Below are 22,607 nucleotides of genomic sequence, written 5' to 3'. Positions count from 1 at the left end.
TGTGTCTTACCCGTTATAAGGTATCTCCTTTCATGGTGATGGAAAGGGGGTCAGTCAGGGCATTAAACGAGGATGTTTCGTGTGAAAACCAAATGTTCCGGTATCGTAATTAGTGTTTTATCTCTTCTGTTGTTGTTCATTGCTGAACAGGCGCTAGCCAGCGTGGTTATGCTTAATACTCGGGTTATTTACCCGTCAGGCTCGCAATCTCAAACTGTCCAACTCACCAATAATGACAATATTCCCTATGTGGTACAGATGTGGACAGACGTCAACAACCCTTCTTCAACGCCAGACAAGGCGGACGGGCCCTTTGTCGTGGTGCCAGCCTTATTCCGTATTGAGCCAAAAACCGGCCAATCGGTACGTCTGGTCTTTACCGGCAAGGATCTGCCGCAGGATCGCGAATCGGTGTTTTACCTGAATAGCGTACAAATTCCGCCTAAAAATATGGCTGGATCAGCAGAGAACCAGATGCTGGTGGTGCTGCGTAACCGGATAAAAATCTTCTATCGCCCTAAAGGGCTTGCTGGTGGGCCTGAAAAGATAACCGAGCAACTGCATTTCTCCCTTAAACAGCAGGCTGGGCAATGGGTTCTGGCCGTGACGAATGATTCACCTTTTTATGCTTCCTTTATCAAAGCTGCCGCCATGGTGGGCAATAAAGAAGTGCCATTCAAAACGGATATGGTGGCACCTAAATCTCAGGCAAGCTGGAAACTGGAAAAAGGGGCTTCGTCGCCTGCGGGTGCACAGAAAGTGACATTTACCTTGGTCAATGACTATGGCGGACATACGCGCGCCGAAGCCAGTTTGAATTGAGCAGGAAGCCATAATCGTTGACAGTCAGTATCCCTCGTTAAGGGACTGAAAGAATGCATATAAAAATCACTTCAAACGCTTACCAGCGGATGGCTGAGGTTGACAACCTACCAGTGATCGTTACGCGCGCAAAGGTGCTTGGGGTGTTGCTATGGTTGCTGTTTCCGCAGGCTTATGCCGATGTGAACAATAATACGTTTGAATTTGATGACAGCATGCTGGTCGGCAGCGCCAAGGAACAAAAAAGTATTGCGCGGTTTAACCAGGCTAACACGGTAGAACCTGGTAATTATCAAGTTGATATCTTTATCAACGGTGATTTCCTTTCCCGGCAATCGCTGGCGTTTGCCGCCGGTGAGAGAGGTGTGGTTGCTGCCTGTTTGTCACGAGAAAGCTTGCTTGATGCCGGTATTTTACCGGCTGCCATCAAAGCAAAAGCTGAAGATGAATCACCGTGCTTGAGTTTAGACGAGCAGGTTGACGGGGCCTCCAGCCGTTTTGATTTTGCCCGGCTGCGTCTTGACCTGTTTGTGCCACAAGCCTTGATGCAACGTCAGGCCCGTGGTGCAGTTTCTGCCAGCGATCTCTCGGCCGGTGAAACCGTGGCGTTTGCCAATTACGACACCAACTATTATCGGACACAGGCTTCCGGTAATACCGCAGAATCCACTTACTTTGGGCTAAACTCTGGCCTTAATCTGGGGTTGTGGCAGTTTCGTCAGCAATCCACGTTTACCCGTTATAACAGCGACTCCAGCCCGAGTAACAGCCGATGGAACTCAGTCCGTAATTATGTGCAGCGCCCACTGCCGTCGATCGGCAGCCAATTGACGCTGGGTGATAGCTTTACCGCGGGTAGCCTCTTCAGTAGCCTGGGTTTTCGCGGTATCCAATTGGAAACTGACGAGCGCATGCTGCCAGAATCGCAACGTGGCTACGCGCCCACCATCCGCGGGGTGGCGGCGACGACGGCCAAAGTCAGCGTGCGGCAGTCGGGAGTGCAGATTTATCAGACCACGGTGGCACCTGGGGCATTTGTTATTGACGATCTGTATCCCACCAGTTTCCAGGGCGACCTGGTGGTGGAAGTGCAGGAGGCCGATGGCCGCATCTCTTCCTTTACCGTACCGTTTTCTGCTGTGTCTGATTCAATGCGTCCTGGGCATTCGCGCCTGAGCTTTTCTGCCGGGCAAGTGCGTAATATTGGTAACAGCGATGCATTGTTCACCGATCTCACCTATCAGGCTGGCTTAACCAACGCCATTACCGCCAATACGGGTATCCGCGTTTCTGACGGCTATCAGGCGCTGCTGGGTGGTGCTGTGCTAGCCAGCAAGTTCGGTGCCTTGGGGGTGAATGCAACCTATTCACGGGCAGATATGTGGGGAAAGAATCTTGATGGGTGGCGTGTCGGGGCGACTTATAGCCGTACTTTCACACCAACAGCCACCACGCTGGCGCTGGCGGGCTACCGGTACTCTACCCAGGGCTATCGCGATCTGAGCGATGTGTTAGGTTTGCGCGAAGCCAAGGATAGCAATGAGTTGTGGTTATCTAACACCTATCAGCAGAGTAACCAGTTGATTGTCACCGTTAGCCAAAGCCTGGGGGAGTATGGTCAGATCTATTTCTCCGGCTCAACTAGCACCTATCATGGTGGCCGTGGGCGAGATACTCAGTATCAGATGGCGTATTCGCACAGTTATAAAGGTGTTAGCTACAACCTGTCGCTTGGCCGCCAGCAGACGGGGCGCACTCCTACAGGGCTGGTGGCAGAAGAAGAGGTGAACACCGGGCGTACGCAGAACATTATTATGTTTTCGTTCTCATTTCCCTGGGGAACCGGGCCACGTTCGCCGCTTATCTCTGCGGGTGTCACCCGTGAAACCGGTGGTAATACGAACTACCAGACCGCACTGGCTGGCACTCTCGGGGAAAACCGCAGTCTTAGCTACAGCATTAATGGTGCTTTCAATTCCGGCGGTGAGGGAGCCAGCGCGGGGGTAAACGTGACTAAGCAACTGCCCACGGTTACGCTGGGGGGCAGTTTTTCGCAAGGCAGAAATTATACCCAAGGTGGAGCCACTGCTCGGGGGGCCGTGGTGTTGCACGGTGGTGGTGTAACATTTGGGCCTTACTTGGGGGATACCTTTGGCCTCATTGAGGCTAAAGGGGTAAAAGGGGCTGAGGTGATGAACGGAACCGGGGCGAAAGTGAATCGCTTTGGTTATGCCATCATTCCATCATTGGTGCCTTATCGTTATAACGATATCAGCCTGAACGCTCAGGGCATCGAGAATTGGAGTGCTGAACTCACCGAGAACCAGCAGCGAGTGGCACCTTATGCTGGCTCAGTCGTCAAAGTGCGCTTTAACACGCTGGAAGGTTATGCTTTGCTAATTAAGGTTCGGGATGAGCCGAATGGCGGATTACCGCTGGGCAGTAATGTTTATGACAGCAATAACACCGTTGTTGGTTTGGTCGGCCAGGGGAACCAGGTCTATGTTCGCGCGAGTGGGATGCAGGGGCAATTGCAGGTGAGGTGGGGAGATTCCGCCGGTGAGCAGTGTCTCCTGAGCTATGACTTACGCGGTCAGGATATGAAACAATCGCTGCATCGTCTGGAGTTGCCCTGCGGTAAGCCGTGACACCAAGCCAAATCGCCATGGTTACCATGGCGTTGGCGGTTTTGCTCAAAGGAACGTAGCCGTTCAGGGGGATTAATAGATCACTTTATGGCCGTAGCTTTCCAGGATCCCTTTCACGCGATCCATGGTGTCGGCTTTCGGCGGATGAACGCCATCGAGCTTGTATTCTTCCCCCATCGCCACCCATTTATGCTTGCCTAACTCATGGTAAGGCAGCAACTCGATCTTCTCGATATTGCTCATCTCTTTGGTGAACTCACCGAGCATGTGTGCGGATTGATCATCGTCTGACCAGCCTGGAACTACCACGTAACGGATCCAGGTACGTTGATTGCGCTTGGCCAGATAGCGGGCGAACTCCAGCGTGCGATGGTTGGAAACGCCCACCAGATTCTGATGAATATCATCGTTCATCTGCTTTAGATCGAGCATCACCAGGTCGGTAGCATCCAGCAGTTCATCGATCACCGGATCGTAACGGCGTACAAAACCGTTGGTGTCCAGGCAGGTGCTGATGCCTTCCTGGTGGCAGGCGCGGAACCAGTCACGGACAAACTCCGCCTGTAAAATGGCTTCGCCGCCGGAGGCAGTCACACCGCCGCCGGAAGCGTTCATAAAATGACGATAAGCGACGGTATCTTTCATCAGTTCTTCTACGGTCACTTCTTTTCCGCCGTGCGTGTCCCAGGTATCGCGGTTGTGGCAATACAGGCAACGCATCAGGCAACCCTGGAAGAAAACAATAAAGCGGATACCAGGGCCATCGACGGTGCCACAGGATTCGAAAGAGTGGATGCGGCCTTTTAACGACATTGCGGGGTTCTCTCCAAAATTGACTGTCAAACGCAGTCTAAAATTAGGCTGGTAACCACCAGACAGGTATCAGCGATGCGGCAACAGAGCAAGGCCCGGCGCCGGAGTGAAACGATTCCTGTTGGTCGGTTACTTGCCGGGTAACTGTTTTGCCGGATATCCATTCATTATAACCCCTTCCGCCAGCAAGCGGCTTGAGACTTATGGGATCTAGCTATCTGGCAAAACAGACTCGTGTAACGTTGAGTATTAAAAAGGCCGGAATATCCGGCCTTGGTATTTTTTCCAGTGGGCGGTGTGACCCGACCACTGGCAGCGTAAATTACATCGACTGAGTGAAAGTACGGGTAATCACGTCTTGTTGCTGCTCTTTCGTCAGCGAGTTGAAGCGCACCGCATAACCGGAAACGCGGATGGTCAACTGAGGATATTTCTCAGGGTGTTCCATCGCGTCCAGCAGCATTTCACGGTTCATCACGTTAACGTTCAGATGCTGACCGCCTTCGATAGAGGCTTCGTGGTGGAAGTAACCGTCCATCAGGCCTGCCAGGTTGGCCTTACGCACATCATCATCTTTACCCAGCGCGTTAGGCACGATGGAGAAGGTGTAAGAGATACCATCTTTCGCGTAGGCAAACGGCAGCTTGGCGACGGAAGTCAGGGAAGCAACAGCCCCTTTCTGATCGCGGCCATGCATTGGGTTAGCACCCGGGCCGAATGGAGCACCTGCACGGCGGCCATCTGGGGTGTTACCGGTTTTCTTACCATAAACCACGTTTGAGGTGATGGTCAGCACTGACTGAGTGGGCACCGCATTACGGTAGGTACGCAGTTTCTGAATTTTCTTCATGAAACGTTCTACCAGATCGCAAGCGATGTCATCAACGCGCGAGTCGTTGTTGCCGAACTGTGGATATTCGCCTTCGATCTTGAAGTCGACCGCCAGGCCGTCTTCGTCACGAATGGTGGTGACTTTGGCGTACTTGATGGCAGACAGGGAGTCGGCGGCCACAGACAGGCCAGCGATACCACACGCCATGGTGCGATAAACGTCACGGTCATGCAGTGCCATCAGGGCAGCTTCATAGCTGTATTTGTCATGCATGTAGTGAATGATATTCAGCGAGGTCACATACTGCATGGCCAGCCAGTCCATAAAGTGGTCCATGCGATCCATGACTTTGTCATAGTCCAGCACGTCGTCCATCATTGGCGCTTCTTTCGGGCCAACCTGGATTTTCAGTTTTTCATCAACGCCGCCGTTGATGGCGTACAACATGGTTTTCGCCAGGTTGGCACGCGCACCAAAGAACTGCATTTGCTTACCGACCACCATTGGGCTGACGCAACAGGCGATGGCGTAGTCATCGTTGTTGAAGTCTGGGCGCATCAGATCGTCATTTTCATACTGCAGGGAAGAGGTATCGATAGACACTTTCGCGGCGAACTTTTTGAAGTTCAACGGCAGTTTTTCAGACCACAGAATGGTCATGTTCGGTTCTGGTGACGGCCCCATGGTGTACAGGGTGTTCAGGAAACGGAAGCTGTTTTTGGTTACCAGCGTACGGCCATCAACGCCCATACCCGCCAGGGATTCAGTTGCCCAGATTGGGTCGCCGGAGAACAGCTCATCGTATTCTGGGGTACGCAGGAAGCGCACCATACGCAGTTTCATCACCAGGTGATCGATCAGTTCCTGAGCCTGTGCTTCGCTCAGTTTACCGGCCTTGATGTCGCGCTCGATGAAGATATCCAGGAAGGTGGATACGCGGCCAAAGGACATGGCGGCACCGTTCTGGGATTTCACTGCGGCCAGATAGCCGAAGTAGGTCCACTGTACGGCTTCTTGTGCGGTTTTCGCTGGAGCAGAAATGTCATAGCCGTATTTGGCCGCCATTTCTTTCATCTGGCCCAGTGCGCGGTGTTGTTCAGCAATCTCTTCGCGCAGCTGGATGGTCATTTCCAGGTCTTCGCCTTTTTCCAGACGGCTCTGCAGCGATTTGAATTGGTTCAGCTTGTCGGCCATCAGGAAGTCGATGCCGTACAGCGCAACGCGGCGGTAGTCACCGATGATACGGCCACGGCCATAAGCATCTGGCAGGCCAGTCAGCACGCCAGATTTACGGCAGTTCAGGATGTCTTTGGTGTAAACATCGAATACGCCCTGGTTATGGGTTTTACGGTATTCGGTGAACACTTTTTTGATTTGTGGATCCAGTTCACGGCCATAAACTTTGCATGAACCTTCAACCATCTTGATGCCACCGAAGGGGATCAGCGCGCGTTTCAGAGGGGCATCAGTCTGCAAACCGACGATGGTTTCCAGATCTTTATCGATATAGCCCGCATCATGAGAAGTTACGGTAGATACAACGTTGGTATCGAAATCAACTGGCGCATGGGTGCGGTTCTCCAGTTTGATCCCTTCCATAACCTTATCCCACAGGGTGGTAGTCGCCTGACTTGCGCCAGCCAGGAAGGATTCATCACCCTCGTAAGGAGTGTAGTTTTTCTGGATAAAGTCACGCACGTTGACTTCTTTCTGCCAGTCACCTTCGCTGAAACCTTGCCAAGCGTTAGCTAACTTCTCGTTGAGTTCGGTCATTATACACCTACCTTCTAATGTGGATTTCTTTGTAAACCCGGCGCGCGCCAGCCAACAGAATCAGTGCTTCTGATCGCCATCACGCAGATAAATTACCCAATAAGTCAACCCAACCAGCAGACCACCACCAATGATGTTGCCAATGGTAACGGGAATCAGGTTGTCGATGATGAAGTTGCTTACGGTCAGATGAGCAAATTGCTCAGGAGCGACCCCTACGGCTTGCCAAAACTCTGGCGCGGCAAAGTGTTTGACCACAATACCCATAGGGATCATAAACATATTGGCGATGCTGTGTTCGAAACCGCTGGCAACAAACATGGCTACCGGCAGGATCATGGCGAACATCTTGTCCATCAGACTACGGCCGGAGTAGCTCATCCAGACGGCCAGACAGACCATCAGGTTAGCCAGAATGCCGAGGCATACGGCTTCAACAAAAGTGTGATGCAGTTTATGGTCGGCGGTTTGCAAAACATTCAGGCCCCACAGGCCATTGGCTGCCATATATTGGCCAGAGAACCAGATCAGGGTGACAAAAATCAGCGCGCCGAACAGGTTGCCAACATAAACATTCAGCCAGTTGATCGCTAATTGCTGCCAGGTGATGCGCCCACTGGCTTTGGCAACCACGGTCAGTACGGTGGAAGTGAACAGGTCTGCACCGCAGACCACAACCAGCATTAACCCCATGGAGAAGCAAATCCCCCCCACCAGTTTGGCCAAGCCAAAAGGAACGGCAGTGGTACCGGTGGTGGCGGTGATATAGAAAACAAAGGCGATAGAAATGAACACACCGGCAGTGATCGCCAAATAAAAGGTCTTCAGCGGATGCTTGGTGGCTTTATATACCCCCGCATCTTCGGCGATTTTCGCCATTGCGGCAGGTAACAGCATATCGAAGGGGTTGTCAGCTCTCACACTAACTCTCACTTTTAAGGGTTAAGACAATGCAATGAGATACTAGCAAAGCAGTATAGGGTAAAAATTGACTTGGATCATGGCGCGGGGAAGTAGAAGGGCAAAAAACCGCAAATTTAACAGGGTTAATGTAGTTAATTTATTGATTTGCAAAAAGAAAATAATTTTTAATCTTTGCAAAAAATTTTGAAACTATAACGATTTACCGCCGCTTCAGAGTTAATTTTTTGTATTTATTGTCTATTTTTTATAAATAACGCTTAATTTATGATTAATTATTATTTTACCTTTGCGCAACAATCATAAAATTATATACCCAAAATAATTCGAGTTGCTTGTAGGCGGCAACGGAGTGAAGCCCCAGGAGCTTACTTAAGTAAGTGACTGGGGTGAACGAAGGCAGCCAACACCCAAGCAACTTGAAGTATGACGGGTATATGTCAATTCCCTGAAAAGTGCCCATTAAGCGAAGTCAATAAACTGTGATGTAGCGTAATTAACGCTCAAAACTGACCGGGAAATGAAGGCGGGAGATAATCACGCCGGCAGTGATCTGCCGGCGTGCTAACATCTTATGCCCAGTGGCGGCGCTTCGCTTTTTGCAGCTTTTCGTAAGCTGCCAGCAGTGCCTGATGAGCCGGTAACGCTTTCAAGTCGTCGTCGATGGCAAACAAACCGTTGAAGCGCTCTTCACCGCTCAGCGCGGCCGAAGCGGCATCGACCGCGTCCTGACCGTACATCTTCACAAACGCAGTGTGATATTGAGCCGGATCGCGTTCTGGTTCCAATGCCAACAGCAGCAGCGTTTGCAGACAACGATAGTAGTTGCTGCGTTCTGGGGTAAAGATCGATGCATTAAACTCCTGCGTCCATTCTGCCCAGATCAGCGCTTGTTCGAGATCGCCACCCGCCAAGGCCAGCATCGACTTCAGTTCACCCACGCGCAGGGTATACCAGGCGTTATCTTTACCAGAGGCGATACCCAGCAGTTCGCGTACGCGGGTAAAATCATCCAGGCCTTCGTCATCCAGTTGCTGAATCAGCGCCAGATACGCTTCTGGCTCCCATTCGCTGCCTGGCAACTGCAGCAGCGTTTCACGCAGGTGTGCGCCCATGTTGTTATTGGCCAACAGCAGATCTTCTGCCGGATAAATATCCGACATCCCCGGTACGATGATGCGGCAGGCATAAACGTCCAAGTGCTCGTAATCTGCGATGTACACTTCAGCGCCTTCTTTATCGAAGATGCTCATCAAGGTAGCGAACTCTTCCTGCGTGCTGCCGCTGAAGCTCCAGTCAACAAACGGGTAGTCGGCATCCTGTTTGAACATATCCCAGGAGATCAGACCGCTGGAATCGATGAAATGAGTTTCTAGGTTGGCATGTTCGGCCACTTCTTCATCATCGAAGGTGGGCGCGGTAAACACGTCCAGATCTTTCAGGCTACGGCCTTGCAGCAGTTCCGTCACGGTGCGTTCCAGCGCCACGCCGAAATCAGGGTGAGCACCGAACGAGGCAAAACAGGTGCCGTTGGCTGGATTGAACAGCACCACGCAGATCACCGGATAATTGCCGCCCAATGAGGCATCGTAAGAGAGGATCGGGAAACCTTCGGCCTCCAGTTTGGCGATAGCTTCAACCACGCCGGGGTAGCGGTTCAGCACGTCGGCCGGGATCTCCGGCAGGCTGATGGATTCGGCAATGATGCGGTTTTTTACATAACGTTCAAATACCTCAGAAAGGCCTTGCACCCGCGCTTCGTTAGCGGTGTTACCGGCGGACATACCGTTGGACACATACAGGTTGCCAATGATATTCATCGGAATATAAACGGTTTGCTGGTCAGACTGCCGGGAGAACGGCAGGGCACAGATGCCACGCTCACCGTTACCCGATTGCAGATCGATGAGATCGCTGGCGCTCAACTCTTGTTCCGGATCATAGAAGGCGTGCAGACGTTCATCGAGGATCCCCTGTGGCAAGCTGTTGTCTGCCGGGATCGGGAACCATTTCTCGTTCGGATAGTGTACAAAGTCGCCTTCGGCAATCTGTTTACCCAGATAGAAATCGGCAAAGAAATAGTTGGTGGACAGGCGCTCGAAATACTCGCCCAGCGCAGATGCCAACGCCGCTTTTTTGCTGGCACCTTTACCGTTGGTAAAGCACAGCGGGCAATCGCGATCGCGAATATGCACCGACCAGACGTGCGGGACCGGATTCAGCCAGGAGGCCTCTTCGATATTGAACCCCAGGTCGGTTAATTTCTGCTGAAAACGGGCGATGGAGTCTTCCAGCGCAGCATCTTTGCCAGGAATAAAAGTTTGCGTCATTGTCTTCACTTATTTGGGCGTACTAAAAACGCGCAATGATACGGGGTTTTCCCTTTAAGCTCCACGTATTCCTAAAGTTGTGCAAATATCACAGTTTTTACAGGGATAAAGTCCATAATTCAGCAAGTTATCAATCGTGGAGAAACGTAATGAAATCAGTGAAACTCAGTGTGCTGGCACTTTTACTTGCCGGAGCGAGTGGTTCCGCCTTGGCTTTACCCTCGATCACGCTGCTGGCGACCGGTGGCACCATCGCGGGTGGAGGGGAGTCAGCCACGCAGTCTAACTATACTGCCGGTAAATTGGGGGTAGAAGCCTTGGTCAAGGCGGTGCCAGAGCTGAAAAATGTGGCTAATGTGCAGGGCGAGCAGGTGGTGAATATTGGCTCGCAGGATATGAATGATGACGTATGGCTCAAGCTGGTAAAGAAAATTAATGCCGATTGTGGCAAAACCGACGGCTTCGTGATCACGCATGGCACCGATACGCTGGAAGAAACCGCCTATTTCCTCGATCTGACGGTCAAATGTGACAAGCCGGTGGTGATTGTCGGTGCTATGCGCCCGGCAACCGCCATGAGCGCCGATGGCCCGTTCAATCTGTACAATGCCGTTGTGGTGGCCGCAGACCCGCAGTCGGCCAAGCGTGGTGTGCTGGTGGCCATGAATGACACCGTGCTGGATGGCCGCGATGTGACCAAAACTAACACGACCGCTGTGCAAACCTTCCAGTCACCGAACTTTGGCCCGTTGGGGTACATCCATAACGGTAAGGTGGATTATCAACGTTCACCGCAGCGTAAACACACCACGGAGACGCCGTTCGACGTCAGTAAAATGAACGAACTGCCAAAAGTCGGCATCATCTATAACTACGCTAACGCTTCAGATGCGCCAGCCAAAGCGTTGATCGCGGAAGGATACCAGGGCATCGTCAGCGCCGGTGTCGGCAATGGCAACCTGTACAAAACCGTGTTTGATACGCTGGCTACGGCTGCGCAGCAAGGGGTGGCGGTAGTGCGTTCTTCACGTGTTCCAACCGGCTCTACAACCGAAGATGCGGAAGTGGATGATGTTAAATTCGGTTTTGTGGCTTCAGGCACGCTGAATCCGCAGAAAGCGAGAATTTTGCTGCAACTGGCTCTTACGCAAACCAAAGACGCCAAACAGATCCAGGCGATGTTTAATCAGTATTGATCACTGTTTACCAATGGGGGCCTGAAGCCCCCATAATTCAGCATAAAACCTCACGTTAACCCAGGTGAACAGCCCGTATCTCAGTGTTTTATCACAGAAAGAAACCCTGGATTGGCAGAGCCTGTTACTGATGCTCCAAGCCGTTTCCCGCTATTGGGCGAATAAGCATTGCAGGAGCGTTACGTGAGTGATAAAACCGATGGGGTTGGTTAACATTAACGTTAACCTCGGGCGTATTTCGACAGGCCGATCTCTGCGGCGAACAGTGAATGTGGTGAGGGGAAATGACTCAGGTTTATAATTTTAGCTCTGGCCCGGCGATGCTGCCGGTTGAAGTGTTGCGTCGTGCAGAACAGGAACTGTGTAACTGGCACGGCCTGGGGACTTCAGTGATGGAAATCAGCCATCGCAGTAAAGAATTCATTGCAGTTGCCGAACAGTCCGAACAAGATCTGCGCGATCTGCTGAAAGTCCCCGCCAACTATAAAGTGCTGTTCTGCCACGGTGGTGCCCGTGCACAATTCGCCGCGCTGCCGCTGAACCTGCTGGGTGATCATACCACCGCTGACTATATCGACGGTGGCTATTGGGCGCACAGTGCTATTCTCGAAGCGAAGAAATACTGTGAGCCGAAGGCGATCGATGTAAAAACTACCGTGGATGGTTTAAACGGCATCAAGCCGATGAAAGAGTGGCAGTTGAGCGATAATGCGGCATATGTGCACTATTGCCCGAATGAAACCATCGACGGCGTGGCGATCGATGAAATGCCCGATTTCGGCGATAAAGTTGTTATTGGCGATTACTCCTCGACCATCCTTTCTCGCCCGATAGATGTCAGCCGTTTTGGCATGATCTACGCAGGCGCACAGAAAAACATCGGCCCTGCAGGTTTGACGCTGGTGATCGTGCGTGATGATCTGCTGGGTAAAGCACGCCGCGAAGTGCCTTCGATCCTCGACTACACCGTGCTGGCAGAGAATGGCTCAATGTTCAATACTCCACCAACCTTTGCCTGGTATCTTTCCGGCCTAGTTTTCAAATGGCTGAAAGAGCAAGGTGGCCTGGTGGAAATGCAAAAACGCAATCAGGCGAAAGCCGAACTGCTGTATTCCACCATTGATAAATCCGATTTTTACCGCAGCCAAGTCGCGCTCGCCAACCGTTCTTGGATGAACGTGCCGTTCCAGCTTGCCGATCCGGCGCTGGACAAAGTCTTCCTCAGCGAAGCAGAAGCCATTGGCCTGCAGGCCCTGAAGGGGCACCGCGTGGTGGGGGGGATGCGTGCGTCTATCTACAATGCGATGCCGCTGATTGGGGTGAAAACCCTGACCGATTTTATGGTCGACTTTGAACGTCGCCATGGCTGATTGCCGTTGCCTGCGTTGAGCAGGTAACATGTCACTCAGTTGCTTCAAGCGGCTCCGGCCTTATCCCCGGAGCCGTTTCGTTTATCAGATTCTGGAGAATTTTATTCACATGGTGGATTCCCTGACGTTACAACCGGTGGCTTTGATCGATGGCACCGTCAATTTACCCGGCTCCAAGAGCGTTTCTAATCGTGCTCTGCTGCTGGCTGCGTTGGCCCAGGGGACGACCCGGCTTACCAATCTGCTGGATAGTGATGATGTGCGCCATATGTTGAATGCCTTACAGGCGTTAGGGGTCAGTTATCAACTGTCTGACGATCGTACAACCTGCAGCGTTGAAGGTGTGGCTGGTCCGCTGGTGGCCAGGCAGCCTTTGGAGTTGTTCCTTGGCAATGCGGGTACGGCAATGCGCCCTCTGGCGGCAGCGATGTGTTTGGGCGCCGGTGATGTGGTATTGACCGGTGAAGCGCGCATGAAAGAGCGCCCGATCGGCCATCTGGTGGATGCGTTACGCCAGGGGGGAGCCCAGATCGACTACCTGGAACAGACCGACTACCCGCCGGTGCGCCTGCGCGGTGGTTTCTGCGGTGGTGACGTTAGCGTTGATGGCAGCGTTTCCAGCCAGTTCTTGACCGCATTACTGATGATGGCACCTTTGGCCCAGCAGGATACCGCTATCCATATTAAAGGTGAGCTGGTTTCCAAGCCTTATATCGATATCACGCTGCATCTGATGAAAACCTTCGGTGTTGAAGTGACGCATGACAATTATCGCGTGTTCCATATTCGTGGTCAGCAGACCTATCGTTCGCCGGGGGATTATCTGGTGGAAGGGGATGCTTCTTCTGCCTCTTATTTCCTGGCGGCGGCCGCAATTAAGGGCGGCAAAGTACGTGTAACGGGTATCGGTAAAAAAAGCGTACAGGGTGATACCAAGTTTGCTGACGTGCTGGAAAGAATGGGCGCACACGTGACCTGGGGCGATGATTTTATCGAATGCAGCCGCGGCGAATTGCACGGCATTGATATGGACATGAACCATATTCCGGATGCGGCGATGACTATTGCCACTACCGCACTGTTTGCCTCTGGGCCAACCACCATCCGCAATATCTACAATTGGCGTGTGAAAGAGACCGATCGTTTGGCGGCGATGGCCACCGAGTTGCGTAAAGTTGGTGCCGAAGTTGAGGAGGGTGAGGATTACATTCACGTTGTGCCACCGAGTAAACTGCGGTTCGCTGAGATCGGTACCTATAACGATCACCGGATGGCAATGTGTTTTTCTCTGGTCGCCTTGTCCGATACGCCAGTCACTATCCTTGATCCGAAGTGTACGGCGAAAACGTTCCCAGATTATTTTGAACAATTTGCACGCATCAGTCAGTTGGCTTAAGCGCTGAAAACGTGGTGTTCAAGGCCCATGATTGGGCCTTTTTTGTGCTCTGCGGCTGACGGTATCTGTTGGTGATTATCCCATGAGTGTCAAGACAGGAGCGGCTCAGGTGCCACGCCTTAATTAAGCTTTTCGCGCCCATTGGCCCTATTTTCAACAACCAGACCGTTCTGGGGTAACAGTAAATTGTCTACACGCGTATAATACGCCACCGAATCCGCCCTTGAGTGGGCAGATAGCAGGGATGTTTTACCCTCTGCCACTGGCAGGCGCATCCCGAAGAGGTTTTCTACCTGAAGGAGAGAGAAATGACGGCTATAGCCCCGGTGATAACCGTTGATGGGCCCAGTGGTGCAGGTAAAGGCACGCTGTGCAAAGCACTGGCCGAGTCCCTTGGTTGGCGTTTGCTGGATTCTGGCGCGATTTACCGTGTTTTGGCTCTAGCAGCGCTGCATCATCAGGTGGATATCACCTCTGAAGAGGCGCTGGTTCCCTTAGCCGCACATCTCGACGTCCGTTTTGTGGCTCTGGATGGCAAGCTGCAGGTTATTTTGGAAGGTGAGGATGTCAGCAATGAAATCCGTACCGAAACGGTCGGTAACACGGCTTCGCAGGCGGCGGCCTTTCCTCGCGTGCGTGAAGCCTTGCTGCGCCGCCAGCGCGCATTCCGCGACATGCCCGGCCTGATTGCTGATGGCCGAGACATGGGGACCGTGGTGTTCCCTGATGCTCCCGTTAAAATTTTCCTTGACGCCAGCGCTGAGGAGCGTGCGCATCGCCGCATGCTACAGTTGCAGGAAAAGGGCTTTAATGTTAACTTTGAACGTCTTTTAGCCGAGATAAAGGAGCGGGATGACCGTGACCGTAATCGGGCTATTGCGCCACTGGTGCCTGCTCTCGATGCTCTGGTGCTGGACTCTACCAGCATGTCGATCGACGAAGTCATCCAGCGGGCGTTGGCATATGCACATGAAGTTTTAGCGTTGCCGCAGCAATAAGCGCGGCGGCGTTATTAGTTTTTTGTCCTATTTGTCATCGCATTGCATAGCAGTATCTGAATATATCGGGTAAAATTTTGCCCCTGTAACCTAAACCCTGTCGGCATGGAGCCAATGGCGGGGTATGTGAAACAACCCCATTCGGCGGGATGCTAAATGGACGTTAAACTAAAGAACCCTGAAGATTAACAACATGACTGAATCTTTCGCTCAACTCTTTGAAGAATCCCTGAAAACAATCGAAACCCGTCCGGGTTCCATCGTTCGTGGCGTTGTTGTTGCTATCGATAAAGATGTCGTACTGGTTGACGCCGGTCTGAAATCTGAATCTGCCATTCCGGCTGAGCAATTCAAAAACGCACAGGGCGAACTGGAAATCCAGGTGGGTGACGAAGTTGACGTTGCGCTGGACGCTGTTGAAGATGGCTTCGGTGAAACTCTGCTGTCCCGTGAGAAGGCTAAGCGCCACGAAGCTTGGATCACGCTGGAAAAAGCTTACGAAGAAGCTGAAACTGTCGTCGGTATCATCAACGGCAAAGTGAAGGGTGGCTTCACTGTAGAGCTGAACGGTATTCGTGCGTTCCTGCCAGGTTCACTGGTTGACGTGCGTCCGGTTCGCGACACTCTGCACCTGGAAGGCAAAGAGCTTGAGTTCAAAGTCATCAAGCTGGATCAGAAGCGCAACAACGTTGTTGTTTCTCGTCGTGCAGTCATCGAGTCCGAGAACAGCGCAGAGCGCGATCAACTGCTGGAAAACCTGCAGGAAGGCATGGAAGTTAAAGGTATCGTTAAGAACCTCACTGACTACGGTGCATTCGTTGATCTGGGCGGCGTTGACGGCCTGCTGCACATCACTGACATGGCTTGGAAACGCGTTAAGCATCCAAGCGAAATCGTCAATGTGGGCGACGAAATCACTGTTAAAGTGCTGAAGTTCGACCGCGAACGTACTCGTGTTTCTCTGGGCCTGAAGCAACTGGGCGAAGATCCATGGGTCGCTATCGCTAAACGTTACCCAGAAGGCACCAAGCTGACTGGTCGTGTAACCAACCTGACTGATTACGGCTGCTTCGTAGAAATCGAAGAAGGCGTTGAAGGCCTGGTGCACGTTTCTGAAATGGATTGGACCAACAAAAACATTCATCCGTCCAAAGTTGTTAACGTGGGCGATGTAGTGGAAGTGATGGTTCTGGACATCGATGAAGAACGTCGTCGTATTTCCCTGGGTCTGAAGCAGTGCAAAAACAACCCATGGCAGCAGTTTGCAGAAACCCACAACAAGGGCGACCGCGTTGAAGGTAAAATCAAGTCTATCACTGACTTCGGTATCTTCATCGGCCTGGACGGCGGCATCGACGGCCTGGTTCACCTCTCTGACATCTCCTGGAACGTTGCAGGCGAAGAAGCAGTACGTGAATACAAGAAAGGCGACGAAATCGCAGCGGTTGTTCTGCAGGTTGACGCAGAGCGCGAGCGTATCTCCTTGGGCGTGAAGCAACTGGCTGAAGATCCGTTCAATAACTACCTGTCTATGAACAAGAAAGGTACTATTGTTACGGGTAAAGTCACTGCAGTTGACGCCAAAGGTGCTACAGTTGAATTAGCAGGCGGCGTAGAAGGTTACCTGCGTGCATCTGAAGCCTCTCGCGACCGCATTGAAGATGCAACTCTGGTTCTGAACGTTGGTGATGAAGTTGAAGCTAAGTTCACCGGTGTTGACCGTAAGAACCGCGTTGTAAGCCTGTCCGTACGTGCGAAGGACGAAGCTGACGAGAAAGATGCTATTGCTACGGTTAACAACAGCAAACCGGAAGAAAGCAACTTCTCTAACGCTATGGCTGAAGCTTTCAAAGCGGCTAAAGGCGAGTAATGACGGGGGGCGGTTTCTGGCCGCCCCGATACGGTAGTTTAGCTGCAAAGCTTGGAGGTACTATGACCAAGTCTGAACTTATTGAAAGACTTGCTGGCCAGCAATCTCATATTCCGGCGAAAGCCGTTGAGGATGCCGTGAAAGAGATGCTTGAACACATGGCTGCTACGTTAGCCGAGGGTGAACGCATTGAGATCCGCGGATTCGGCAGTTTTTCTCTTCACTACCGTGCTCCGCGCGTTGGTCGTAACCCTAAAACGGGTGACAAAGTTGAGTTGGACGGCAAGTACGTTCCTCACTTCAAACCAGGTAAAGAGTTGCGTGACCGCGCCAATATCTATGGTTAGTCTCTGACCGCCCATAGCGTTGTTGCTTGTAAAGAATATGAAACGGTGCCTTAAGGGTGCCGTTTTTTTATGGTATACCCCTTATTTCCCCCTCTCTGATTCATCCAAATTGCGATCTAACATCAAGCAAACTTGTAAATGCAATGCTTGAAAGCAATAAATTACGTGCTGTTTCCACGCCTTGATATCTGCTGCTGGCGGTTATTCACCAAATAATTAACCTCTAGCCTAGGGCTACGCTGGCGAATGGGGATAGCTATCAGGACTTCAATTGATATTGCAGCAATAGCGTTGGTACTGGGGATGTTGCCTCTGCTTTTTTTACCGCAGTTGCCGTCTTCGCAGTTGCTGATCGCACTCGCTGTTCTGGCATTGTTGCTGTGGCGGCAAACGCAGCGGCAGTGGTGTCAGTGGCTTGCTTGGCTATTGCTCGGGTTTGTTTTTGCTGCTTTCAGCGCCAATGGCATGGTAAAGCAAATGACGCTGCTGACGGACAGCAAAGATGTTGAGATTGTCGCCTCGGTAAATAGCGTAAAGCTGGAGGGAATGGGAATGCCGAAAGTGCTTTTACGCATTGAGCAGGTTAAAGGGAGCATATTATTCCCAGCGCTCTTTTTTACTGCCAATTGGCAGGGAGAAACTCTGTGTGCAGGCCAGCGGTTAGCAATGAAGGTACGATTTCGGCCGATACACAGCAGCTTGAATGAGGGAGGATTTGATAGTCAGCGCTGGGCTTTTGCTAACCGACAACCGCTCAGTGGCTATATTAAGTCGGCAAAGATCATTGATGGGCGTTGTGGCTGGCGGCAGCAGGTTATCAGCCGGGCAGATGAGCAAATAGGTGCATTGCCACACCGCGACATTTTACTGGCTCTGGCGTTTGGCGAGCGGGCATTAATCAGCCATGAAACTCGCGATCTGTTTATTAAAACCGGGATCGCACATTTAATGGCGATTTCTGGCCTGCATATTTCCATGTCTGCAATCCTACTGTGGGGTCTGGTGCGTTTGGTACAGTACCCGCTCCTCGCACACAATATCGGCTATCGCCTGCCTTTACTGATTAGCTGGGTTGCTATGCTGATCTATGTTTGGCTAGCCGGGGCTCAGCCCCCAGCACAGCGAACGGCTATCGCATTATCTTTATGGTTAATGCTGCGCCTGCATGGTGCTACCTGTTCTTCTTGGCAAATATTGTTGTGGTGTATTTGTCTGATTTTGTTAAGCGATCCTCTGGCGGTGTTATCAGACAGTTTCTGGCTTTCCGTGCTGGCGGTTGCGGCATTGATCTTCTGGTTCGAATGGGCACCTTTGCTCCAGCGTTTTAATTCACCTTGGTTTTGGGCACCGCTGCGTTGGTTGCATATTCAATTAGGTATGACGCTGCTGTTGTTGCCGTTACAGTTCGGCCTTTTTCACGGTGTCACCTGGACTTCGCTGCCAGCTAATTTGTGGGCTGTGCCGATTATTTCCTTACTGTCTGTTCCACTGATTCTGCTGGCCTTGATGTTCAGTTTTATTCCAGTACTGAGTACCTTTTTATGGTGGCTGGCTAATATCACTATCGATTGGGCACTCTGGCCTCTGCCCTGGTTGCAGAGCGGGTGGGTACAAGTGGGGGCTACGTTGATGCAGTTCAGCGCCATCGGTTGGTTGACGGTTGCCTGTTGGCGTTTTCACTGGTGGAACCGTTATCCTGCGGGGTGCGTGGCCGTGTTGCTGTGCGGCCTCTTGTGGCGTGAGCGGCAACCAGATTATCGCTGGCGGGTAGATATGATCGATGTTGGTCATGGCTTGGCTGTGCTCATTGAGCGTGGAGGCAAGGCTGTTATTTATGACAGCGGAGATGCGTGGGAGAAAACTAGCGCGGCAGAACGCTTTATTCTGCCTTATTTGCGCTGGCGACAGATTCTTGTGGAGCAGATCATTATTAGCCACAGTCATCAGGACCATATGGGGGGGTTATCGGTACTACAGACTACATTCCCGCATGCCAGCGTTCGTTCGCCATTAATCCATCAGGGCCATTTATCTTGTATCCAAGGGCAGCGCTGGCAGTGGAATGGGTTACTTTTTCAGGTGCTGTGGCCACCGCAGCAGAAAAAGCATGCAAATAATAACGACTCCTGCATTGTTCGGGTCGATGATGGCAAATACAGCATTCTGCTGACGGGCGATTTGGAACTGCGTGGGGAACAGGAATTACTCAAACAGCGTTCGGCTTTGCCTGCTACTATTTTGCAAGTGCCGCATCATGGTAGCAAGACCTCCTCATCCCCTGCGTTTTTGCGAGCGGTGGCTCCGCAACTGGCTGTCGCGTCTGCTTCGCGCTATAACGCCTGGCGGTTACCTGCGGAAAAAATCATCAAACGCTACCGTCAGAACAATATTGTGTGGCGAGATACGGCACACTCAGGGCAGTTGAGTGTGCTATTTTTCGACAATAACTGGCAAATTAAAGGTTTTCGTGAGCAATTAATGCCTCGTTGGTATCATCAGCGGTTTGGCGTAGAGGATGATAATGAGTAGAATGGGCCGCTATTTCTTCCGATGCTGGTATCTGCATGATGAATGATAAAGATCTCTCCACTTGGCAGACATTCCGTCGCCTCTGGCCGATGATCACTCCTTTTAAAACCGGGCTGATAGTGGCAGCCATTGCGTTGATTTTAAACGCAGCCGGGGACACCTTGATGTTGTCCTTGCTCAAGCCGCTTTTGGATGATGGTTTTGGTAAAACCGACAGTCGCGTTTTAGTCTGGATGCCTCTGGTTGTTATTGGCCTGATGCTGATGCGTGGCGTGACCAGCTTTATTTCCAGCTATTGCATTTCATGGGTGTCGGGCATGGTGGTGATGCATATGCGCCGTCGCTTATTCGGCCATATGATGAGAATGCCGGTGGCATTTTTTGACCAGCAATCGACCGGCACTTTGTTGTCACGTATCACCTATGATTCTGAACAGGTCGCCTCGTCATCTTCCAGCGCACTGGTGACCGTTGTGCGTGAAGGGGCGTCGATTATCGGCCTGTTCATCATGATGTTCTATTACAGTTGGCAGCTTTCGGTCATTCTGATCGTATTGGCACCGATAGTGTCTTTTGCCATCCGTATGGTGTCTAAACGCTTCCGTAATATCAGCAAGAACATGCAGAACACCATGGGGCAGGTGACCACCAGCGCCGAGCAAATGCTGAAAGGGCACAAAGAGGTTCTGATCTTTGGTGGCCAGCAGGTAGAGACTGAGCGTTTTAACTCTGTCAGCAACCGCATGCGTCAGCAGGGGATGAAGCTGGTTTCTGCTTCCTCTATTTCTGATCCGATCATTCAGTTGATCGCCTCGCTGGCCTTGGCGTTTGTCCTGTTTGCCGCCAGCTTCCCGAGCGTGATGGAGACGTTGACTGCCGGGACCATTACCGTGGTGTTCTCATCAATGATCGCCTTGATGCGCCCGCTGAAATCGTTGACCAACGTTAACGCCCAGTTCCAGCGCGGTATGGCAGCATGCCAGACCCTGTTCTCGATTCTGGATATGGAGCAGGAAAAGGATACCGGTACTCGCCAGGTAGCACGTGCTAAAGGGGATATCGAATTCCGTAACGTGACCTTCTGTTACCCCGGGCGCGACATTCCGGCGCTGCGCGATATCAACCTGAGCATCGCTGAAGGGAAAACGGTGGCATTGGTTGGGCGTTCTGGCTCAGGCAAGTCAACCATTGCCAACCTGTTGACGCGTTTTTATGACGTTCAGCAAGGCGAAATCCTGATGGACGGTCATGACCTGCGCGAATATACCTTGGCCTCATTGCGCGATCAGGTGGCGCTGGTGTCGCAGAATGTCCATCTGTTCAACGATACCATTGCTAACAATATCGCCTATGCGCGTGAGCAGCGTTACAGCCGTGAAGAGATCGAGAAAGCCGCACGCATGGCTTATGCCATGGACTTTATCGACAAAATGGAAAATGGCCTGGATACGGTTATTGGTGAGAATGGCGTGATGCTCTCCGGTGGGCAGCGTCAGCGTATCGCTATTGCTCGCGCGTTACTGCGTGATTGCCCAATTCTGATCCTTGATGAAGCCACCTCCGCGCTGGACACTGAATCCGAGCGCGCCATCCAGGCAGCATTGGATGAATTGCAGAAGAACCGTACCTCGCTGGTGATTGCACACCGTCTGTCTACCATCGAGAAAGCGGACGAAATCCTGGTTGTTGAGGATGGTCAGATCGTCGAGCGTGGCAAGCACGCGGCACTGATCGAACGGCGAGGTGTTTACGCTCAGCTTCACCGCATGCAGTTTGGTCAGTAATGATAGATCGTATCTGGTCCGGTAGCTCACCGATTTATCTGCTGTTACTGCCACTTTCCTGGTTGTATGGCCTGGTCAGCGGCGTTATTCGGCTCAGTTATCGCATGGGGTGGCGTAAAAGCTGGCGTGCCCCGGTGCCGATAGTGGTGGTGGGGAACCTGACGGCTGGCGGCAACGGCAAAACCCCGATGGTGATCTGGCTGGTGGAGCATCTTCAGCAGCGAGGTTATCGTGTGGGGGTGGTTTCCAGAGGGTATGGCGGTAAGTCAGCGGTATATCCTTTGGTGCTGAACGCTCAAACCACGACGCAGCAGGCGGGTGATGAACCGGTGCTGATCTACCAGCGTACGGGCGCGCCGGTGGCGATCTCCCCTAAACGCGCTGAAGCGGTGCAGGCCTTGCTGCAACAGGGCGCGCTTGACGTAGTGATTACCGACGATGGCCTGCAGCACTATGCGTTGCAGCGTGATTTTGAGCTGGTGGTGATTGACGGAGTTCGCCGCTTTGGCAATGGTTGGTGGTTACCGGCAGGGCCGATGCGTGAACGCGCTGCCCGCTTGAATACGGTGGATGCCTGCGTTGCCAATGGCGGTGTCGCGCAGCCGGGTGAAATCGCCATGAAACTGCAAGCGCAGGATGCGGTGAACGTGGCAAGTGGTGAGCGCAGCCCCGTCACTGAGCTGTCGCATGTGGTGGCAATGGCAGGGATTGGTCATCCGCCACGCTTTTTCGCCACGCTGGAAAAACTGGATGTTGACGTTGAAGGCGAAGTCCCCTTTGCCGATCATCAGGATTACACCCATGCACAATTAGCGGCGCTGACGAAAAAAGGGCAAACGCTGTTGATGACGGAAAAAGATGCGGTGAAATGCCGGGCTTTTGCCCAACCTGACTGGTGGTATTTACCGGTTGATGCGGTACTTCCTGCCGATCAGGCTGAACGGTTATTGCAGGATATTGAGAAACGGCTCAAGTAAC

General features: G+C 52.1%; 15 protein-coding genes. 11 read left to right on the top strand and 4 right to left on the bottom strand.

The genetic code is table 11. From position 1 onward, the window contains the following. Positions 1 to 81: 81 nt before the first annotated feature. Together BMI79_RS11340 and BMI79_RS11335 are read left to right on the top strand one after the other, a co-directional pair. Entirely contained in the window at positions 82 to 822 is a 741-nt protein-coding gene (locus BMI79_RS11340; protein ID WP_244157332.1) for a fimbrial biogenesis chaperone, read from the top strand. A gap of 53 nt (positions 823 to 875) precedes the next feature. Continuing rightward, positions 876 to 3,470 carry a fimbria/pilus outer membrane usher protein gene (locus BMI79_RS11335; RefSeq protein ID WP_076942246.1) on the top strand — a complete coding sequence of 865 codons (2,595 nt, stop codon included), beginning with the start codon at positions 876 to 878 and terminating at the stop codon, positions 3,468 to 3,470. 72 nt (positions 3,471 to 3,542) lie between these two features. Here BMI79_RS11335 and pflA read toward each other — a convergent pair whose 3' ends face one another. The 4 genes from pflA to ycaO form a co-directional block, all read right to left on the bottom strand. Then, positions 3,543 to 4,283 (bottom strand): pyruvate formate lyase 1-activating protein, encoded by a 741-nt coding sequence (gene pflA, locus BMI79_RS11330; protein WP_076942245.1) that lies wholly within the window; start codon positions 4,281 to 4,283, stop codon positions 3,543 to 3,545. A 322-nt stretch (positions 4,284 to 4,605) separates the two neighbouring features. Further along, on the bottom strand, positions 4,606 to 6,888 hold the full coding sequence (pflB, locus tag BMI79_RS11325; protein ID WP_076942244.1) for a formate C-acetyltransferase: 2,283 nt from the start codon (positions 6,886 to 6,888) through the stop codon (positions 4,606 to 4,608). Between the two features lie 60 nt (positions 6,889 to 6,948). Beyond that, positions 6,949 to 7,809 (bottom strand): formate transporter FocA, encoded by an 861-nt coding sequence (focA, locus tag BMI79_RS11320; protein WP_076942243.1) that lies wholly within the window; start codon positions 7,807 to 7,809, stop codon positions 6,949 to 6,951. A 572-nt stretch (positions 7,810 to 8,381) separates the two neighbouring features. Then, entirely contained in the window at positions 8,382 to 10,139 is a 1,758-nt protein-coding gene (gene ycaO / locus BMI79_RS11310) for a 30S ribosomal protein S12 methylthiotransferase accessory factor YcaO (protein ID WP_076942241.1), read from the bottom strand. Positions 10,140 to 10,288: 149 nt separating this feature from the next. Here ycaO and ansB point away from each other — a divergent pair, with 149 nt between their 5' ends. From ansB to lpxK, 9 genes are all read left to right on the top strand, one after another. Next, positions 10,289 to 11,335, top strand: coding sequence for an L-asparaginase 2 (ansB, locus tag BMI79_RS11305; RefSeq protein WP_076942240.1), 1,047 nt, complete (start codon positions 10,289 to 10,291; stop codon positions 11,333 to 11,335). Between the two features lie 284 nt (positions 11,336 to 11,619). Beyond that, complete coding sequence (gene serC, locus BMI79_RS11300; protein WP_076942239.1) at positions 11,620 to 12,705, top strand: 3-phosphoserine/phosphohydroxythreonine transaminase; 1,086 nt, start codon at positions 11,620 to 11,622, stop codon at positions 12,703 to 12,705. Positions 12,706 to 12,814: 109 nt separating this feature from the next. After that, positions 12,815 to 14,101 carry a 3-phosphoshikimate 1-carboxyvinyltransferase gene (gene aroA / locus BMI79_RS11295; protein ID WP_076942238.1) on the top strand — a complete coding sequence of 429 codons (1,287 nt, stop codon included), beginning with the start codon at positions 12,815 to 12,817 and terminating at the stop codon, positions 14,099 to 14,101. 308 nt (positions 14,102 to 14,409) lie between these two features. Then, positions 14,410 to 15,099: a (d)CMP kinase gene (cmk, locus tag BMI79_RS11290; RefSeq protein ID WP_076942237.1), complete on the top strand. Its 690-nt coding sequence runs from the start codon at positions 14,410 to 14,412 to the stop codon at positions 15,097 to 15,099. Between the two features lie 193 nt (positions 15,100 to 15,292). Further along, positions 15,293 to 16,969: a 30S ribosomal protein S1 gene (gene rpsA / locus BMI79_RS11285; RefSeq protein WP_076942236.1), complete on the top strand. Its 1,677-nt coding sequence runs from the start codon at positions 15,293 to 15,295 to the stop codon at positions 16,967 to 16,969. A gap of 62 nt (positions 16,970 to 17,031) precedes the next feature. Beyond that, on the top strand, positions 17,032 to 17,316 hold the full coding sequence (ihfB, locus tag BMI79_RS11280; RefSeq protein WP_004928264.1) for an integration host factor subunit beta: 285 nt from the start codon (positions 17,032 to 17,034) through the stop codon (positions 17,314 to 17,316). Positions 17,317 to 17,562: 246 nt separating this feature from the next. Further along, positions 17,563 to 19,845, top strand: a complete 2,283-nt coding sequence (locus BMI79_RS11275) for a ComEC family protein (RefSeq protein ID WP_076942235.1) — start codon at positions 17,563 to 17,565, stop codon at positions 19,843 to 19,845. A gap of 35 nt (positions 19,846 to 19,880) precedes the next feature. Then, on the top strand, positions 19,881 to 21,629 hold the full coding sequence (gene msbA / locus BMI79_RS11270) for a lipid A ABC transporter ATP-binding protein/permease MsbA (protein WP_076942234.1): 1,749 nt from the start codon (positions 19,881 to 19,883) through the stop codon (positions 21,627 to 21,629). Next, positions 21,629 to 22,606, top strand: a complete 978-nt coding sequence (gene lpxK, locus BMI79_RS11265) for a tetraacyldisaccharide 4'-kinase (RefSeq protein WP_076942233.1) — start codon at positions 21,629 to 21,631, stop codon at positions 22,604 to 22,606. The genes msbA and lpxK overlap by 1 nt, the downstream gene beginning before the upstream one ends. Position 22,607: the final 1 nt, after the last annotated feature.

The sequence above is a fragment of the Serratia oryzae genome, from assembly GCF_001976145.1.
In the GTDB taxonomy this organism is placed as follows: Bacteria; Pseudomonadota; Gammaproteobacteria; order Enterobacterales; family Enterobacteriaceae; genus Chania; species Chania oryzae.
The sequence above is the reverse complement of the archived record's forward strand: the minus strand, read 5'-3'. Positions and strand labels throughout refer to the sequence as shown.